The organism is Pseudophaeobacter sp. (assembly GCF_039971195.1).
Classification (GTDB): Bacteria; Pseudomonadota; Alphaproteobacteria; order Rhodobacterales; family Rhodobacteraceae; genus Pseudophaeobacter.
In genome coordinates, this window is the sequence record NZ_JBDWPJ010000229.1 from 12,319 (window position 1) to 29,645 (window position 17,327).

Below are 17,327 nucleotides of genomic sequence, written 5' to 3' on the forward strand. Positions count from 1 at the left end.
CACAGATGCGTTTTTCCCTTTCCCTGCTTTCCCTCCTGGCCAGTTCGGTGGCAACATTTGCCTGGGCGGATGATTTTACCATCAACAGCCAGGTTGCCGAGGCCACAGTCTATCAGGACGTTGCCGAAATCACCCGCAGAACCAGCCTGGACCTGGCAGAGGGGCAACATCGCCTGATCCTGCGCAATATCCCGCACTCAGCAGAACTGGAAACCCTGCAGATCGCCCTGACTGGGGCGCGACAGACAGCGCTGTTGTTCCGCGAGGATGGGGTGCCACCACGGCAGGCTGATGATCCAAAGGTGCTGGCGGCCAAAGCGGCGATCAAGGAGGTCGAGGGGCGCATTCAGACCGTCAGGGATGAAGCCGCCAGGGCCCAGACCGAGGCCCGCGCAGCGCAGACGGCGATCGATTTTCTGGAGCAGCTGGGCAGCAATGAAGGCCTGGCAGAGGCAGGCGCAGATGCGCTGCGCGATATCACCCGGATGATTTCGAGCGAGGCCGGAACTGCGGGGCAGCAAGCATTGGAGGCCAAGATCCGGGCCCGTGCCATCGCAGACCAGCTGGAGGAGCTGGAGAGGGAGTTGCGTGCGGCGGAACAGGCGTTGGAAGCCATCGCGCGCGAGGATGAAGACCGGCTCTATCTGGTGATCGAGGTCGAGGTCGCCACGGCCGGGCCTGTGGAGCTGGAGTTGAGTTACTTCAGCGGCGGTGAAATCTATGCCGAGCCGAGCTATGAATGGCATCTTACAACGGGAGAGACCCCGGAGATTGCCCTGAAACGCGGCTTTGTGGTGGCGCAAAACACCGGAGAGAACTGGCAGGGGGTGGATCTGACGATCTCGACCCTGCAGCCTATCGAGCAGGGCGCGCCATCACGGCTCTATCCACAGCGCCGTCAGGTCATGGAACCAACACCCGAACCCAAGATGCGCAGCCAGGCGGTGGGTGACTATATGGCGGCTGAAGCGCCCCTGCATGAGCCGATCGCTGAACCCGTGGTGATTGAGCAGTCCCAGGGTGCGGATTGGGGCAGTGACAGCAGTGGTCCCGGTGTAACCTATCGCTTTGCCCATCCCGTCACCCTCGCCTCGGGGGCAGATGTGCTGAAACTGGAGCTGGACAGCCTGACCACCAAGGCCGAGGTATTGGCGGTTGCGGTGCCTGCCCGCGATGAAACAGCCTATCGGGTGGCCAGGTTCACCAATGATTTTGGCGAGGATCTGCTGATGAGCTATCAGGTGCCGATGTATGTGGATGGCAAGCTGGTTACCGTTGCGGAGTTTTCCGGTCTGGCAAGCGGTGAGGAGGCCGAGCTTGGATTCGGTGCCATTCGCGGATTGCGGCTGAGCCGCGATGTCCTGCAGAAAAGCGAAGGCGAGCGAGGGGTGATCTCGCGCAGCAATCAACAGCGAGAAGAGGTTGAGATCAGCGTTGAGAACCTGACGCAAGAGAGCTGGCCGCTGCGTCTGCTGGACCGGGTGCCCTACAGCGAGCAGGAAGAGTTGGAGATCACCTGGGGTGCCCAGCCCAGCGTCAGCGAGGAGAATGTCGACAAGCGGCGCGGCATTCTGGCCTGGGAGTTTGATCTCGCACCGGGTGCGGAGCAAACAATCCACCTGGAGACCACATTGAGCTGGCCCGAGGGCAAACTGCTGCGCTGAGGCAGGGGGCCTGGAGCGCGGGGCTCCCGCCCGGAACTGGGAGGATCAAAGATCCCCGTTCCCGTTGGGCCCGGCACCGCTGTCGCGGTGCCGGTCTTTTTTGAAACAGCCGCCGCTTTCGCGGTGTCTGTCTCCTTAAGGAACACCGCTTTCGCGGTGTGAAACAGAAGATTTTCTGAGATGGTCCATCAGGGGCAGATCTGCCCTGATGGACCTTTTTAGAGTTTGTGCAAGTGTTGCGCATCAAGGGTGAACCGCGCGATGCGCGGCCGCTGTGCGGCCCTTGACCCGCAGCGTGCCGAGGGGAGGGGGCTAGCCTTTCTCGCGCAGGCGGCCGACGACGCCGGTTGGAAAGAAATAGACGCTGAGGATGAACAAGACGCCCAGCCAAAGGAGCCAGCGATCAGCGCTGAGCAGTTCCGGCAGGATCGGCAGCCCTTCGACCAGATGAGAGGCGGCTCCCATCAGGTTTTGCAGGTAGTTCTGTGCCAGCACAAAGAGCGCCGCACCGATCATGGCGCCATAGAGCGTTCCCATGCCGCCGATCACCACCATCAGCAGGATATCAATCATCAGCTCCATCGACAGCACCGTGTCCGGGCCGACGTAGCGTAGCCAGACTGCGTAGAGTGATCCTGCCAGAGCGGCGATGGCTGCAGAAAGGCAGGTGGCAGCGACGCGGTAATAGACCACGCGGTAGCCAATGGATTCGGCGCGAAAATCATTCTCGCGGATTGCTTGCAGCACTCGGCCAAAGGGCGAGTTCACCACCCGCAACAGGGCCAGGAACAACAGGGTCGCGCCGATGAAGACAAAGTAATAGGCTAAGAGCTTGCCATTGAGTTTGACCCCAAACAGGGTGCCGTCAAATGTCTCTTTGCCAAATTTGAAGGCGGGGCCCAGCTCGCGTGGGGTTTTGAAGGTGAGACCGTCTTCGCCGCCGGTGAGGCCAGAGAGCTGGCTGACAAGGACCGCCACCGCCGAGGCTACGGCGAGGGTGATCATGGCAAAGAAGATGGCGCGAACCCGCAGTGAGAACAGCCCGATCAGCAGAGCCAAAGCCGCGGCGAGCGTGGCCCCGGCCAGGGCGCCGATGGCAATGGCGTCAAAACCGCGGCCCATATGGGCGGAGGTCAAACCCACGCCATAGGCGCCAATGCCAAAGAACATGGTATGGGCGAAGCTGACGATGCCGCCGTAGCCCAGCAAGAGATCATAGCTGGCCACCAGCACGATAAAGATGCAGATTCGTGCGGCGGTATCGACGGTGCGCACGCCGGGGAACAAAAAGGGCGCCAGGGCCAGGCAGAGGAGAATGCCGCCCAGGATCAGCGCCAGCGGCAGGGAACGTGGCAAATCGCCAGAAAGAAGAGAGCGGATCATTTTGCTTTTACCACCGGAATCATACCCATTGGGCGCCACATCAAGATGGTGACCATCAGGGCAATATTGGAAATCAGGGCGGCTTTTGGTTCGATAAAGGCGATGTAGTTCTGCATCAATCCAACCAGGAGCGCGCCAATGAAACAGCCCTCGACCGAGCCAAGCCCGCCAATGATCACCACGATAAAGATCAGGATCATCGCATGGTTGCCCATATGAGCAGTGATGACTTCCTGGTAGAGCGCCCACATCACGCCGCCGAGGCCCGCCAGGGCAGAACCGGCGATGAAGACACCAACAAAGACCAGTTTCAACCGGTAGCCAAGCGCCTGCACCATTTCGCCGTTTTCAACGCCGGCGCGCACAATGAGGCCAATCTTGGTATGGCGCAGCACCCAACGCATGGCGGCAAAGACCACAAGCCCCACGGCAACCGCCACCAGACGGTATTTCTCGATCGCGGCGCCGGCAAAGGTGATGGCGCCCTTCAGGGCTTCGGGGCGGTTGAAATAGATTTCTTCCGGACCCCAGAGCACGATGATCAGCTGTTCTACCACGATGAGCCCGCCCATGGTGACGAGGATCTGTTTCAGGTGATGACCATAGACCGGCCCCACGATGACCTTTTCAAAGGCCCAGCCCATGGCACCGGTGGCCAGCATAGCGCCTATCACAGCGAGCAGAACCGCTGCGAGATTGAGCATCAGTGAGGGGGCCTCGGTCAGATGGCCGAGGGTCATCAACACGGTGATGCCGACAAAGGCGCCAACCGAGACAAAGGCGCCATGGCCAAAGTTGATCACATCCATCAGGCCAAAGACCAGCGTCAGACCCGAGGCCATGATGAAGATCATCATCCCCATGGCAAGGCCAGAAACGGTGAGCGTCAGCCAGCTGGCGGGGTTCATGATGGCGACAAATCCTGCCAGGGCCAGCAGTGGCACCAGCAGGATTGGCATATGGGGGGCGATGCGTTCGCCCAGGGTGGCCTGGGCCATGGTGGGGGCATGTTCGGGGGCGGCACTCATGTCTGAGCCTCCGTCTGTTCACAGGGTTGGGAGGCTTTGCGCCTCATCGTGGTCAGGCTGCATTTGCAAAGGGTCATCAATGCGCCTCCATGCTGAGGCCCATGAGCCGTTCTTGCAGGGCGGCGTCGTTGCCCAGTTCAGCCATCTCGCCGGACCAGATCATTCTTCCGTCGTCCATCACATTGGCGCTGTCTCCCAGTGCCTTTGCGACGGCAAAATTCTGTTCCACCAAGAGCACCGATGAACCCTGGTTTTTTAAATCTTTCAACGCCTTGGCCATGGTGGAAATGATCGCAGGTGCCAGGCCCTTGGTGGGTTCGTCGATCAGGTAGAGCTTGCGCTCTTCGACCATGGCGCGGGCAATCGACAGCATCTGTTTCTGCCCGCCCGAGAGCGTACCGGCATCGGATTTCCAAAAGGTTTTGAGCGGTGGGAAGGCGGTGAAGATCCAGTCCAACCGGGCGGAATTGATCGGCCCCGTGGCCGCCGCCAGCACCATGTTTTCCTCAACCGTGAGATCGGCAAAAATGCCCATGTCCTCGGGGACAAAACCAATGCCAAGACGGGCAATCGCCGGGGTGGGCAGTTTGGTGATGTCTTCGCCGTCAAACAGGATCCGGCCCTGATGGGCGCGCCAATGGCCGATGATCGATCGTAGGGTCGTGGTCTTGCCCACCCCATTGCGGCCCAAGAGCATGGTCACGCCACCGCGGGGCACAGTCAGATCAACTCCCTGCAGGATGTGGTATTGCGCGATATTGGTATAGACGCCATCCAGCGTCAGGATGGCATCAGACATCGGCGAGAATTCCTTCGAGACCACGGCCCATATAGGCTTCCTGTACCACATCCGAGGCCATGACCTCGGCCGGGGCACCATCAGCGGCCAGGGCGCCATTGTGCAAAACGATAATACGATCGGCGAGGCTGCGGATCACATCCATTTTGTGTTCGACCAGCAGGATGCTGCGGTCTTTTTGTTCTTTCAGTTCGGCAATCAGATCCAGCACCACCGGGGCCTCATCGACGCTCATGCCCGCAGTGGGTTCGTCAAACATATAGACATCCGGGTCCTGTGCGATCAGCAGGGCGACCTCAAGCTTGCGTTGGTTGCCGTGCGACAGTTCCGAGACCACCTGTTCGTGCTGATCCAGCAACCGCACACGGGCGAGGATCTCCTCGGCCTGATCGGTCAGATCCTGATGACGCGAAACCATCGACCAGAGGTTGAAGCCGCGCCCCAGTTTGGCCTGGATCACCAGCCGCAGGTTCTCCAGCACGGACAGGCCGGGAAACAGATTGGTGAGCTGAAAGGCGCGGCCAATGCCGGCCTTGGTGCGGGCCGACACCGACGCGCGGGTGATGTCGTGACCACGCAGCGAGACCGAGCCGCCAGAGGCCGGGATCTGGCCGGAAATCAGGTTGAAATAGGTGGTCTTGCCAGCGCCATTTGGTCCGACAATGGCGGTGAGCTCGCCTGCGTTAAAGGCGCAGGTGACGGCATCAACGGCCACATGGCCCCCAAAGCGGACGGTCAGGTCGCGGGTTTTCAGAATGGGTTCTGTCATTTCGATCTCGGAGTGTTCTCTGATGGCGCGGGCCGATGGCTTGGCTGCGTGGCTTTTCTGAGAGAAAGGGGCAGATCAGGGTGCGCGCACCCACTGCTTAAAACCATGGCCCAAAGATAGGTATCCTTGGGCCATGGGGAATGAAGTCTGTGTGGCTTACTGGTTGCGGATCGGGATCGGCATCTCATCGATGCTCAGCTCGCGCACCAGCTCCGGCACCGCCCATTCCACACCGTCCTGTACGGTCAGTTTGAAGTGGTACATGGTCTGTAGCGCCTGGTGATCCTCGGCACGGAATTTCATAGTGCCTTTGGGGGTCTCCCACTCCATGCCTTCCATCGCGGTGATCAGCGCTTCGGTATCGGTGGAACCTGCCTTACGGATCGCCTCAACCGCGGCGATGCCTGCGGCCATACCGCCTGCGGTGAAGAAATCCGGAGGGCTGTCAAAGCGCTCAAAATGGGTTTTGACCAGCCAGTCGTTCACCTCATTGTCGGGCAGCTCGTAGTAGTAATAGGTGCCGCCTTCCATGCCTTCGTAGTCTTTGAAGCCCTTGAGCGCTGCCAAAATATTGCCAACACCGGCAAATTCGATGCCAAAGCGGCTCGGATCCATGGCGTGGATCTTACCCAGTGGGTTGCCACCCCCGGCCCAGATCACAAAAAGCTTCTTGGTGCCGTCCAGATCTTTCATAGCATTAAAAATGCGCTCGCCTGCGGCGGTGAAATCGGTGGTATCGGTGGGGGCGTATTCTTCGTGGACGATTTCAATCCCCTGTGTCGCCAGCGCCTCGCGGAAGGCAGCAATGCCGTCGCGGCCAAAGGCATAGTCCTGCGCCAATGTGGCGATCTTGACGTTTTCACCAGCGAGGGCGATGGCGCTGGAAACCGCATCCTGCGACGAGTTGCGCGAGGTGCGGAAGATATAGCGGTTCCAGTTGGCCCCGGTGATGCTGTCGGCCACAGCGGGCTCGACGATCAGGATCTTCTCATATTCTTCGGCCACCGGCAGCATGGCCAGGGCCACGCCCGAGCTGACCGGACCAATGGCGAGATCAACTTCGTCGTCGCCGTAGGCTTCTTCCAGCAGGGCTTTGCCGTTTTCCGGCTTCAGCTGGGTGTCTTTCTCGATCATCACGATCGGCTCACCATTGATCTCCATGGTGCCGCCGGTGGCATATTCCAGCCCCAGCATCAGCCCGTCGTGGCTTTGTTTGGCATAGGCTTCAAACGGGCCTGTCTTGCCATAGATATGGGCAATCTTGATATCTGCGGCGGCGGCCGAAGCCAAAGCCAACGCAGAGACCATTCCTGCAAGCAAAGTGCGTGTCATGTCGTTCCTCCCTGAGGGCGCGCCAATGTGTAGGGCTGGCGCAGTCTCGCTCCTGTGCCTTCAGGCTAACGGCGGCCTCGCATTTTGGTCAATTGCAGGGAAATACGTATGTCGCGTCTCTCCCCTGTAAATGCCTTACTTGGCCTTCCAGGTCTCTGCAAGGCGACGGGCGTTCTGCGCCAGGATCACCACATCGAGCCCAACCGCAAGGAACTGCGCGCCCATATCGTGATAGGCCTGTGTGGCCTCGTCCGAGACGCCCAGGATGCCGGGCGCCTTGCCTGCGGCCTTGATCCGGGGGATAGCCTCGGCGATGACAGCGCGCACCTCTGGGTGGGCTGCGTTGCCCTGATGGCCCATGTCGGTGGATAGATCCGCCGGGCCGATAAAGACGCCGTCGACGCCCTCCACCGCGAGGATCTCATCGAGGTTTTCAATGCCGATGCGGTTTTCCACCTGCAACAGCAGGCAGATCTCCTGATCCGCCGTTTGGATGTATTCAGAAATAGTGCCAAACATGGTGGCGCGCGCCGGAGTGGCGCCTACGCCACGGGTGCCATGGGGCGGATACTGACAGGCGCGGACCATTTCGCGGGCCTGATCGGCGGTTTCGATCATCGGGATCAGCACCGTCTGCGCCCCGGCATCGAGCACCTGTTTCACCATCCAGGTCTCTCCCAGTGCCAGGCGCACCACCGGGTGGCTGTCAGAGGCCTTCAGGGCAATCAGCTGATCGCGGATCGAGCGGATGTCATTGGGGCCGTGTTCGCCGTCGATGACCAGCCAGTCAAAACCGGCGGTGCCCATGATCTCGGCGGCGGGACCATCGGCAAAGTTCATCCAGCAGCCGATCTGGCGTTTGCCCTCGGCGAGGGCCTGTTTGAAGGTATTTTTGGGCGCGGGCATAAAAAACTCTTTCTCATCAAAAGGAATGGCGGCGGCGCCATGGAGTGAAACCTAGGGCAGGGGTGGGCTCTGGGTAAAGCGTGATCCCTGCTGGGGTCACGGTAGGGTTGCGTGCCGGGGCTTGTCCAGTGATCAGATGCCCCGTGACCACATACCCGGCGTTCAGAGCGTGGCGGCGATTTCGGTGATGACCTCATGGGCCATCATCACATCCGCCTCGGTGGTTTCAAACTGCCCGGCCTGAAAGCGGATCACCAGATCGCCATCAACCCGCGTTTGGGTCAGATAGATCCGCCCATCGTCATTGATAGCATTGACCAGCCGCAGGTTGAGATCATCCAGATCCACCGCGCCCTTGGGGGCATAGCGGAAGGTCCAGAGCGACCACATCGGCGGGGTGACAATTTCAAAATCAGGCTCTACCGTAAGGGTATCGTGCAGTTTCTTGGACCAGTTGACGTGGTTGCGCAGCCGTTGCCGCAGCCCCTCCAGCCCATAGGTGCGGATCAGGAACCAGATCTTCAGTGCCCGGAAACGACGGCCCAGCGGCACCGACCATTCGGAATAGTTGATGATGCCATCTTTGCCATGGGTTTTCAGATATTCCGGGCTGATCGCCAGAGTTTGCACCAGATCATCGGGGTTTTTCAGGAAATGAGCCGAGCAGTCAAACTGCACGCCAAGCCATTTATGCGGGTTGAAGACGATACTGTCGGCGCGCTCTACACCGGGCCAATAGTGGCGGTACTCAGAGCAGATCATCGCTGACCCGGCCCAGGCCGCATCGATATGGCTATAGAGCCCGTATTCTTCGGCAATCTGCAGGCAGTCCTCCACCGGATCGGTGGCGCCGGTGCCGGTGCCGCCAACACAGAGGATCAGACCTGCGGGCTGCAATCCAGCGGCGATATCTGCCTCAATCGCCTGGCGCAGCGCCTCCGGGTCCATGCCGCGCCAATCGCCTTTGATGGGCACCCGCACCAGATTTTTCTGGCCAATGCCCGCCACCCAGATGGCGCGATCCACCGAGGTATGCACCTCGGCAGAGCAATAGATCCGCAGTGGTTTCTGGGCAAAAAGCCCCTGTTGGTTGCCCTGCCAGTTCAGCGCCTTTTCCCGCATGGTCAGCACGGCTGCCAAGGTGGCGGATGAGGCACTGTCCTGAATGACGCCCTGGAATTCCTCGGGCAGATCCAGCGCCTGGCGCAGCCAGTCCATCATCCGGGTTTCCATCTCGGTCGCCGCCGGCGAGGTCTGCCAAAGCATGCATTGCGGCGCGATGGCCGAGGTGAGGAACTCTGCCAGCACCGAAGGGGCCGCAGCATTGGAGGTGAAATAGGCAAAGAACCGTGGGTGCTGCCAATGGGTGATCCCCGGCATGACGATCTCTTCAAAATCGGCAAAGATCTCCTCCATCCCCTCACCGCCTTCGGGCGGGGCCTCGGGCAGGGCGTTCAGCACATCTCCGGGTTCGGTATTGGCCCGCACCGGGCGCTCGCCAACGGTCAGGTGATAGTCCTGCGCCCAGTCGGCCACACGGCGGCCCCAGTCGGAGAATTCATCCCATTTCATGATTTGGTCCTTTTCTTTCCGGGTCGGACAGCAGCCCGGATCGCGTCCGCCCCGCCCCCAGGGCGGGCGCGATTGCGCCCACCCTCGGAGCGGACGTGATCCTAGAGTTACGGTGCAATGATCGGCTTTGCCTTGAGCGCGCTTTCCGTGGTGCTGGCGCCTTCAAAGGTAGAGCCCTCCTCAAACCAGCTGCGCGGGGCGGGTTCGCCCCATAGGGTCTGGCGTTGCGGGTCTTTGAGCGACCATTTGATCGCTTCCAGATCGGGATCGACGGTCTGATAGTCCGAGCAATAGATCTCGATCCGATGGCCATCCGGGTCGCGCACATAGAGGAAGAAGGCATTGGAGATGCCATGGCGTCCAGGGCCGCGTTCAATATTGGCGACATAGCCGGTGGTGGACATCAGATCCAAAAGATCAATGATATTGAGCGGCGTTGGCACCCAAAAGGCGGTGTGATGTAGGCGGGGGCCGGTGCCATTGGTAAAGGCCACATCATGCACCCCGCCCTTGCGGTGCATCCAGGCCGCCCAGACCTTACCGCTCTCATCATCTTCGGTATATTCGGTGACCCGGAAACCGATCTCGTTATAGAAGGCGACCGCGGCATCAACATCCGCTGAGAACATGTTGAAATGGTCGATGCGCAGCGGCTTTACCCCGTTATAGAGCCTGTATTGCTGGTGGATCGGTTCCAGCCGTTCCATCTTGACATAGAACTCCAGGGGGGTGCCCCAGGGGTCGCGGGTGCGCAGGGTGCGGCCCATATGGGGGCGTTCGACCCATTCCACCGACAGGCCCTTGGCGGCAAAGAATTCGGCGGCCTTGTCGAGGTCGGGTTCGTCGTAGAGCTTGAAGCCCAGCACGCCCACATCGGCGCTGTCCGCCTGCACCAGCACCACGCAGTGATGGCCGCGTTCCTCCATGGCGCGTAGGTAGACGCGGCTCTCGTCTTCCTCAGTGACCTGCAGGCCAAGGATTTCGACGTAGAACTTGCGAGAGGCCGGGAGGTCGGTGACCCGATATTCCACATGGGACAGCCGGACAATGTTGAATGGCGGATACAGCACGGGGGCGGGAACTGGCATGGGTCGGCGGCTCCTTCTGGGAGGCCCCGGATGAGGGGGCGGGTTCTCATTTATTGTTAACATGTGTATCTTTTTGCAGCACGGCTGTCAAATGATGAAAAAGCACCACTGCAATTGCCTTTGGCCGCGAACATGGGTGATAAACGGGTATGAAAAACAGATTGCCGTCCACCGCCCGCTCGCTTCCTATTGCCCTGCTACGTGCCCGCGAAAGGGTGATGGGGCCGATCCGCAATCTGCTCAGCGACGTAGGGCTGACCGAACAGCAATGGCGGGTTCTGCGAGTGGTACAGGAAAGCGCTGGGATTGATCCTACCGAAATTGCCGATCAGGCCTGCCTGTTGCTACCCAGCCTGACGCGGATCCTGCAAAAGCTGGACGAAAAAGGCTTGATCAGCCGTGAGCGCGATACCGTGGATCGCCGCCGCCAGGTGATCCGCATCACTGCCGCAGGCGAAAAGATCATTGAGGAAAATATTGCCGCCAGCATCGCTATTGTTCAGCGCACCCGGGAGAAAATGGGTGAGGATCGATATGAGGCGCTGCTGGATCTGCTGAATGAGCTCGACGAGATTGAGCTCTAGGCGGGACTAGCCCGCCCGGCGCAGAAAGACCTGCACATCGGCCACATTGGTGCCAGTGCCGCCTGTCATCAGCAGCGCATCAGCAGTCTTCAGCGCGGCGTAGCTGTCATTGTTGGCCAGCAGCGCAGCCGGGTCAGCACCTGCGCTTGCAATTGCCTCCCAGGTCTGCGGCGTCGCATAGCCGCCTGCGGCCTCGGTTGGGCCATCGCGCCCATCGGTGCCACCAGATAGGAACAGCCAGTCACCGCTCAGCTCTGCCGCGCCGCGCTGGGCCAGGCGCAGGGCCAGCTCCTGATTGCGCCCGCCGCGCCCGTCTCCTTGCAGCCGAACGGTGGTTTCACCGCCAAAGATCAGCGCCACTGGCCTGTCCATGGGTGCGGCCTTGGCGGCGTTCAGGATCTGCTCAGCGGCCTCAGAGACATCCCCAACCAGATGATCGCTGACCAGCTCTGGCTGCCAGCCCAGGATCCGGGCCTGTTCCATCATTGCTGCAAGGCTATGCCGATTGGAGCCGATTAGGGTGTTTTGCGCCTCCGGCAGGGCGGAGGGAGGGGTGTTTTCGGACAGGTGAATTTTCACGGCGCTGGGCATTTCGGCCCAGATCCCGGCGCGGTCCAATGTCGCCCGTGCAGCAGCCCGATCCCCAAGCGCAGAGACCGTTGGCCCCGAGGCAATGGCGCGCAGATCATCTCCGATGACATCCGACAGAATATAGGCCTGTATCGGTGCCGGGGCGGCCTGTCGCAACACTCCGCCGCCTTTGAGGTCCGAGAGTTGCTGGCGCACCAGGTTCATCTCGTTGATCTCCAGCCCCGAGGACAGCAAGGTTTCCCCAACGGCAGTTTTATCGCTGAGGCTGAGCCCTGTCGCCGGGGCGACTATTAGCGCCGAGCCGCCACCAGAAACCAGAACAATCACCCGGTCCTGAGGGGTGGTCTGTGACAGAAACTGTATCGCCGCCGCGCCGGCTGTAGCGCTGGCCTGATCCGGCACCGGGTGCGATCCGGCCAGGACCTTTGCACCGGGCACATCCGTGAGGTTTTCCGGATTGGTCACCACCAGCGCCTGACGCGGCTCCGGGATATGGCGCAGCATCTCCTGCATCATCGGCGCTGCGGCCTTGCCCAGGGCCAGAATGTAGGTCTGGCCGCCTTTGGCGGGCGCTACAGCGGGAGTTGACTTGAGCGACTGGCGCAGGGCCAGGGCAGGGTCGGCGCGGGTAACAGCGGCGTCAAACAGGGCTCTGGCGTCTTGGTGAAGGGGGCGCATTCTGGGTCTCCGCATTGTAGTGCCTGCGGATTTGCACTTTTGGTGTTACCGCTAAACTTGCGGCGGTTTTGCCCCAAGCTCCGCGCCAAGGTCAAGGGCGGCCCCCAAATCCTAGCCGCTCACCTCGCATGGCCTCAGGGCCGGTCGCGTCTTTGCACGCGAGGGCCATCTGCGGTGATCGAATGCAGCGATAGGCTCTGGTCCGCGTTGCGCATCCGGTGGCGCAGCATCTGCCGGGTGAGCCTCGCCAGATCACCCTGTCGCTCAGGATGGGCGGCAACATCCTGCATCTCACCAGCGCCCTCGTGGTCAAACAGCAATGGGGGCAGATCGGCGGCAAACTCTACCAGGGTAAAGCGGCTATCGCGCAGGATGGCGAGGCTGGAGTCTGAAGTGGCGGTGCCAAGCTCCTGTTGCCAGATCGTCGGCACCTCGGGGTCTCCAAAGTCCAGTTCTGAATAGGAATACTGCCGCCAGCCTGCCGGGGTTTCGCCACGCAGCAGGTGCAGCAAAGAGGCGCCGTCCATGGCATTGGGGATCTCCTGCCCGACCCAGTCCAGCAGGGTCGGGGTGAGGTCGATGGATTCCGTCACCTGCTGCACCACAGTGCCCGCCTGTGCCGCATTGCCAGGCATGCGGATGATCAGCGGCGTCTTATAGGCGGCGTCATAGACAGTGAACTTGCCCCAGCTGTGGTGATCGCCAAGCATTTCTCCATGATCGGCACTGAGCACCACCAGGGTGTTGTCCTCCTGGCCGCTGTCTTTGAGGAACTGCAGCACCCGGCCAATATGGGCATCTACCTCGCTGGCCAGCCCCAAGTAAAGCGTCCGCAGGGTCTGAATATTGTCATCCGTTGCGGCGAGGTCCGGAAAGCCCAGCACCGAAGAGGCCGGGGTATAGGCCTGGGTGGCGGGGGTAAAAAACGGATGCAGCGCGCATTCCTCCGCCGCAGTCTCAAGCCGGGCTGGCAGCGGTAGGTTGGCCGGATCATACATGCTGTTGTAGGGCGCTGGCGCCACCAGCGGCGGATGCGGGCGTATATATGTCAGATGGGCAAACCAGCCCGGACCCCCCTCCTGATCGCGATAGGCCGGCAGGGTGGCGAGGAAACGATCGGTCAAAAAGGCAGTGTCGCTGTCTTCGGCCTTATAGGGGGCGGGATCGTTCAGCTTGGGCGCGCCGCCATTTGGCGAAACCGGTTTGTGCAGATCCCAATAGTCGTCAAACCTGTAGCCCTTGGACAGCAGGTCAGCGCGCCACGGGTAGGACATCTCCAGCCGCATCTCGAGCATTTCCTGAAACCCCTCCATATGCTGCTCATAGGTGCGGATGGCGGGGTCATTGGGGTGGTGGCTGCGCGGGTCGCGCGAGGTATCGGTGTAGCCAAACAGCATCGGCGTGTAGCCAGCTTTGCGCATCTCACTGGGCAGGGTTGGGGTGTCATGGCGCAGTGGCGTGCCATTGCGCACAGAGCGGTGGTTCATCGCATATTGCCCGGTCAGGATCGAGGCGCGCGAAGGCCCGCAGGGGTTCACCACCGTGTAGTTCTGCTCAAAAGTCACTGACTCGGCCATCAAGGCGCGCATATTGGGCAGCGCCACATGGCTGGCCAGCGCCCCGCTCAGGCAATCCGCCCGCAGCTGGTCGATCAGAATAAAGAGAACGTTCTTCTTTTGGGGCGCATCATTGCTCATAGGGTCTTTCCCTTGGTCATCGGGGCGGTTTGCGTGTCGCCAGATAAGCCTGCTGCCTGTGATTTGGGAAGCTCTATTTCACGCTGGAGTGACTGATATTGACCGTTATGGTGGATTTTTGTGGGTTTTAACTTGAAATGTTATCGCAAACCTGCCATCACCTGGGGACCTTCTTGGCCCTTTGTGGAGTTTTCCCAATGGCACCCCCTGCCACGCTTTCGCATCGTGAAGTTGAGCTGCTTGAGGCGCTGCGCCGCCTTGGCGGATCCGGGCGCAGTGTCGAGCTGGCCAGTATGCTGGATGTCTCAGAGGAAACCGTGCGCCGAACCATCAAGGCGCTGGCCAGGGCCGGCGCGGTGGAGCGGGTGCATGGCGGTGCCTATTTGACCGGGCCGCAGGGCATGGGGCAGGCGGGCCCCAGTTTCTTTCGCCGCATGGGGGAAAACCCCGCAGAGAAAAAGCATATTGCCCAGGCGGTGCTGCCACAGATCACCGATGGTATGACGGTGTTTCTTGATGTGGGCTCTACCACCTCCTTTGTGGCCGAGGCCCTGCGCCAGCGTCGCGGATTGACGGTGGTGACCAATTCCATCGGTGTGGCGCAGCTTTTGGCCAATCACAATGGCAACCATCTGCATCTGCTTGGCGGTGAGATGCGCAGTGATGATCGGGGCACCTTTGGCCCGGTGGCCGAGGCACAGGCAGCGCGGTTTGCCTATGATGTGGCGGTGCTCTCGGCGGATGCCTTGTCGGCCAAACATGGGTTGTTGTTTCACAATGCAGCCGAAGCGCAGCTGGCCATGGGGATTACGGCGGCGGCCGAACAGGTCTTTGTGGTGACCCCACAGTCCAAATTCTCTGAAGTGGCACCGCACCGGGGGCCTGAACCGCAGGTGCTGGACCTGGTGGTCAGCGACCGCGAGCCCGGCAAAAAGCTGACCCGTGCACTGGCAGATTGGGGCTGCCGATTTGAGCTGGCGCAGCCAGAGCTTGAGGGGGCGTAACGTGGCCATTCTGACATTCCTCATCAGCCTGGCCGGGGCCACCATGTTCCTGCTGTTTGCGGTGCGCATGGTGCGCACAGGCATTGAGCGCAGCTATGGCGCCTCGTTTCAGCGGCTGCTGACCGGCACCGGCAACCAGTTGCAGGCCGGCGGCGTTGGCATAGGCATGGCGCTGGTGCTGCAAAGCTCGGCAGCGGTGACGCTGCTGGCGACGGGCTTTGCAGCTGGGGGCTACCTTGCTTTTCCTGCCGGCCTGGCCATTGTGCTGGGCGGCGATTTTGGCTCGGCGCTGATCATTCAGATCCTGTCGTTCAAACTGGACTGGCTGGTGCCAGTGCTGCTGGCGGTGGGGGGCTATCTCTTTGTCAAAACCGAAGGCAAGAAGGCCCGCCAGGCTGGGCGCATCCTGTTGGGAATTGCCTTTATTCTAATATCTTTGCGGTTCCTGCGTGAGGCGATGGACCCGATCCGCGACAGTGCTTTTCTGCCTGCGGTGGCGGGCTATCTGGCGCGCGACTACATCACTGCCTTTTTGGTCGGGGCCGGCCTGGCCTTTGTGATGCATTCTTCGGTTGCGGCCATTTTGATGTGCGTGACCCTGGTGCAGATTGGTGCGCTGCCCTTTGCGGCGGGGCTGTCGCTGGTGCTGGGGGCCAATTTTGGCTCGGGTTTTATTCCGGTTTGGCTGAGCCGCGGCATGAGCCAAAGCGCGCGGCGCATTCCCTTTGCCAATCTCGGCCTGCGCGGCAGCTGGGCGATGATCTGTCTGCTGGCGATGAATGCGCCCTTTGCGGCGGGGATGCTGGGCGAAGCGCCGGGGGGGCAGATGCTGATCTACGTGCATCTGGCCTTTAACGGATCGCTCCTGCTGTTGGCGCTGCCGCTTTGTGGGCGGATTGAACCTCTGATGGCGCGATTGTTGCCAGAACCCCAAGCACCTGAACCCAGCCTGTCCGGTCGACCTGTCTCTGCGCTGGAACCGGGCGTCTATGGTCCTCCGCCGCAGGTGCTGGCCAATCTCAAACGGGAACTGTTGCGGATGTGCGATCTGGTGGAGGCGATGTTTCGCCCGCTGGCGGATCTCTATCAGACGGGCGACAAAGAACAGATCAAGGCGCTGCAGGCGCTTGATCCGGAGGTCAATGACTGCCTGTCCGGCATCCGGTCCTATGTGGCCGATATCCCTGATGAAGGGTTTTCCAAGGGGGAGTTAAAACAGGCCCGCGAGATGGTGGAATATGCCATCCGCCTGGAAACTGCCGGCGATGTGGCGGCGCGGCGGCTGGCGGTTCTGGCCGGGACCCTGAACAAAAAGAACCTGCGGTTCTCAAACGAGGGCTGGAGCGAAATCCTGCATATGCATGAAGCCATCATGGCCAATATGCGACTGGCCTCAAACGTGTTGATCTCGGATGATCTGGAAAGCGCTCGGTTGCTCAATCTGGAAAAGACCGAGCTAAAGCGGATGGAGCGCGACAGCCGCAAGCGCCACCTGAAACGGCTACAGCGCAATGAGCGCTACAGCTTTGATACCTCGGATATTCACCTGGAGACCCTGCGGGCACTGCGGGAGTTCAACAGCCATGTGGCGGCGGTCTCCTACCCGGTGCTCTACCAGAACGGCCAGCTGCTGGAGACGAGGCTGATCGAAGACATGGAAGCCACCTAAAGGTTCCTAAAAGGCTCTAACACAGCGCAATTTTGCTACTTTGGAAAGAAACGTCCCCTATGACGCCCTTTGTTGTTGCCATCATCCTTTCGGCAGCCATGCTGCATGCGGTATGGAATGCTATTGTCAAAACCGCCACGGATCGCACCACGACGCTGGGGCTGGTGGCGCTGGGCCATGTGATCCCCGGTGCGGTTATGGTGGTGATGCTGCCACTGCCAGAGCTGGAAAGTCTGCTCTATGTGGCGCTGTCGACGCTGATCCATTTTGGCTATTTCTACATGTTGGGGCAGGCCTATCGCCATGGCGATCTGAGCGTGGTCTACCCGATTGCCCGCGGCGTAGTCCCGGGGCTGGTGGCGCTTTGGGCGATGATCTTTGCCGGGGAGTTCCTGCCACTGCAGGCCTGGGGCGGCATCGCGCTGATTGGCCTGGGCATTCAGCTGAGCAGCTGGCAGGCGCTGCGCAGCGGGGTCGGGCGTACGGCGCTCTATTATGCGCTGGGCACCGGATTTTGCATCTCACTCTATTCGCTGGTGGATGGTCTGGGCGTGCGGCTGTCG

15 protein-coding genes are annotated in these 17,327 nt (G+C 60.8%); 5 read left to right on the plus strand and 10 right to left on the minus strand.

The annotated features are described in order from the left end of the window. Nucleotides 1-47: 47 nt before the first annotated feature. The gene (locus ABJP42_RS20000) at nt 48-1,664 is read left to right on the plus strand and encodes a DUF4139 domain-containing protein (RefSeq protein ID WP_348343597.1); all 1,617 of its coding nucleotides are present in this window, start codon (nt 48-50) and stop codon (nt 1,662-1,664) included. A 312-nt stretch (nt 1,665-1,976) separates the two neighbouring features. Here ABJP42_RS20000 and ABJP42_RS20005 read toward each other — a convergent pair whose 3' ends face one another. From ABJP42_RS20005 to hpaD, 8 genes are all read right to left on the minus strand, one after another. After that, nucleotides 1,977-3,047 carry a branched-chain amino acid ABC transporter permease gene (locus ABJP42_RS20005; protein ID WP_348343599.1) on the minus strand — a complete coding sequence of 357 codons (1,071 nt, stop codon included), beginning with the start codon at nt 3,045-3,047 and terminating at the stop codon, nt 1,977-1,979. Beyond that, nucleotides 3,044-4,075 carry a branched-chain amino acid ABC transporter permease gene (locus ABJP42_RS20010; protein WP_348343601.1) on the minus strand — a complete coding sequence of 344 codons (1,032 nt, stop codon included), beginning with the start codon at nt 4,073-4,075 and terminating at the stop codon, nt 3,044-3,046. The genes ABJP42_RS20005 and ABJP42_RS20010 overlap by 4 nt, the downstream gene beginning before the upstream one ends. A 76-nt stretch (nt 4,076-4,151) precedes the next feature. Next, nucleotides 4,152-4,874: an ABC transporter ATP-binding protein gene (locus ABJP42_RS20015; RefSeq protein ID WP_348343603.1), complete on the minus strand. Its 723-nt coding sequence runs from the start codon at nt 4,872-4,874 to the stop codon at nt 4,152-4,154. Continuing rightward, nucleotides 4,867-5,643, minus strand: a complete 777-nt coding sequence (locus ABJP42_RS20020; protein ID WP_348343605.1) for an ABC transporter ATP-binding protein — start codon at nt 5,641-5,643, stop codon at nt 4,867-4,869. Before ABJP42_RS20020 ends, ABJP42_RS20015 begins: the two co-directional genes overlap by 8 nt. Before the next feature lie 156 nt (nt 5,644-5,799). Then, nucleotides 5,800-6,975 (minus strand): substrate-binding domain-containing protein, encoded by a 1,176-nt coding sequence (locus ABJP42_RS20025; RefSeq protein ID WP_348343607.1) that lies wholly within the window; start codon nt 6,973-6,975, stop codon nt 5,800-5,802. A gap of 135 nt (nt 6,976-7,110) precedes the next feature. Next, nucleotides 7,111-7,881, minus strand: a complete 771-nt coding sequence (locus tag ABJP42_RS20030) for an HpcH/HpaI aldolase family protein (protein WP_348343609.1) — start codon at nt 7,879-7,881, stop codon at nt 7,111-7,113. A 162-nt stretch (nt 7,882-8,043) separates the two neighbouring features. After that, nucleotides 8,044-9,453: a pyridoxal phosphate-dependent decarboxylase family protein gene (locus tag ABJP42_RS20035; protein ID WP_348343611.1), complete on the minus strand. Its 1,410-nt coding sequence runs from the start codon at nt 9,451-9,453 to the stop codon at nt 8,044-8,046. A 107-nt stretch (nt 9,454-9,560) separates the two neighbouring features. Beyond that, a complete protein-coding gene (gene hpaD / locus ABJP42_RS20040; protein ID WP_348343613.1) occupies nt 9,561-10,541 on the minus strand; it encodes a 3,4-dihydroxyphenylacetate 2,3-dioxygenase in 981 nt (326 codons plus the stop codon). A 149-nt stretch (nt 10,542-10,690) separates the two neighbouring features. Between hpaD and hpaR the strand changes: the two genes are divergently transcribed. Continuing rightward, on the plus strand, nt 10,691-11,125 hold the full coding sequence (gene hpaR, locus ABJP42_RS20045) for a homoprotocatechuate degradation operon regulator HpaR (RefSeq protein WP_348343615.1): 435 nt from the start codon (nt 10,691-10,693) through the stop codon (nt 11,123-11,125). A gap of 6 nt (nt 11,126-11,131) precedes the next feature. On the opposite strand, the gene ABJP42_RS20050 is transcribed toward hpaR, so the two are convergent. Together ABJP42_RS20050 and ABJP42_RS20055 are read right to left on the minus strand one after the other, a co-directional pair. Beyond that, nucleotides 11,132-12,394, minus strand: a complete 1,263-nt coding sequence (locus tag ABJP42_RS20050) for a glycerate kinase type-2 family protein (RefSeq protein ID WP_348343617.1) — start codon at nt 12,392-12,394, stop codon at nt 11,132-11,134. Nucleotides 12,395-12,528: 134 nt separating this feature from the next. Then, nucleotides 12,529-14,091, minus strand: coding sequence for a sulfatase-like hydrolase/transferase (locus ABJP42_RS20055; protein ID WP_348343619.1), 1,563 nt, complete (start codon nt 14,089-14,091; stop codon nt 12,529-12,531). 197 nt (nt 14,092-14,288) lie between these two features. Here ABJP42_RS20055 and ABJP42_RS20060 point away from each other — a divergent pair, with 197 nt between their 5' ends. The 3 genes from ABJP42_RS20060 to ABJP42_RS20070 all read left to right on the plus strand — a co-directional run. Then, nucleotides 14,289-15,095 carry a DeoR/GlpR family DNA-binding transcription regulator gene (locus ABJP42_RS20060; RefSeq protein ID WP_348343621.1) on the plus strand — a complete coding sequence of 269 codons (807 nt, stop codon included), beginning with the start codon at nt 14,289-14,291 and terminating at the stop codon, nt 15,093-15,095. A 1-nt stretch (nt 15,096) separates the two neighbouring features. Beyond that, nucleotides 15,097-16,764, plus strand: coding sequence for a Na/Pi cotransporter family protein (locus tag ABJP42_RS20065; protein WP_348343623.1), 1,668 nt, complete (start codon nt 15,097-15,099; stop codon nt 16,762-16,764). A 59-nt stretch (nt 16,765-16,823) separates the two neighbouring features. Then, nucleotides 16,824-17,327: EamA family transporter (locus ABJP42_RS20070; protein WP_490363242.1), on the plus strand; the 504-nt coding region annotated here is incomplete at its 3' end.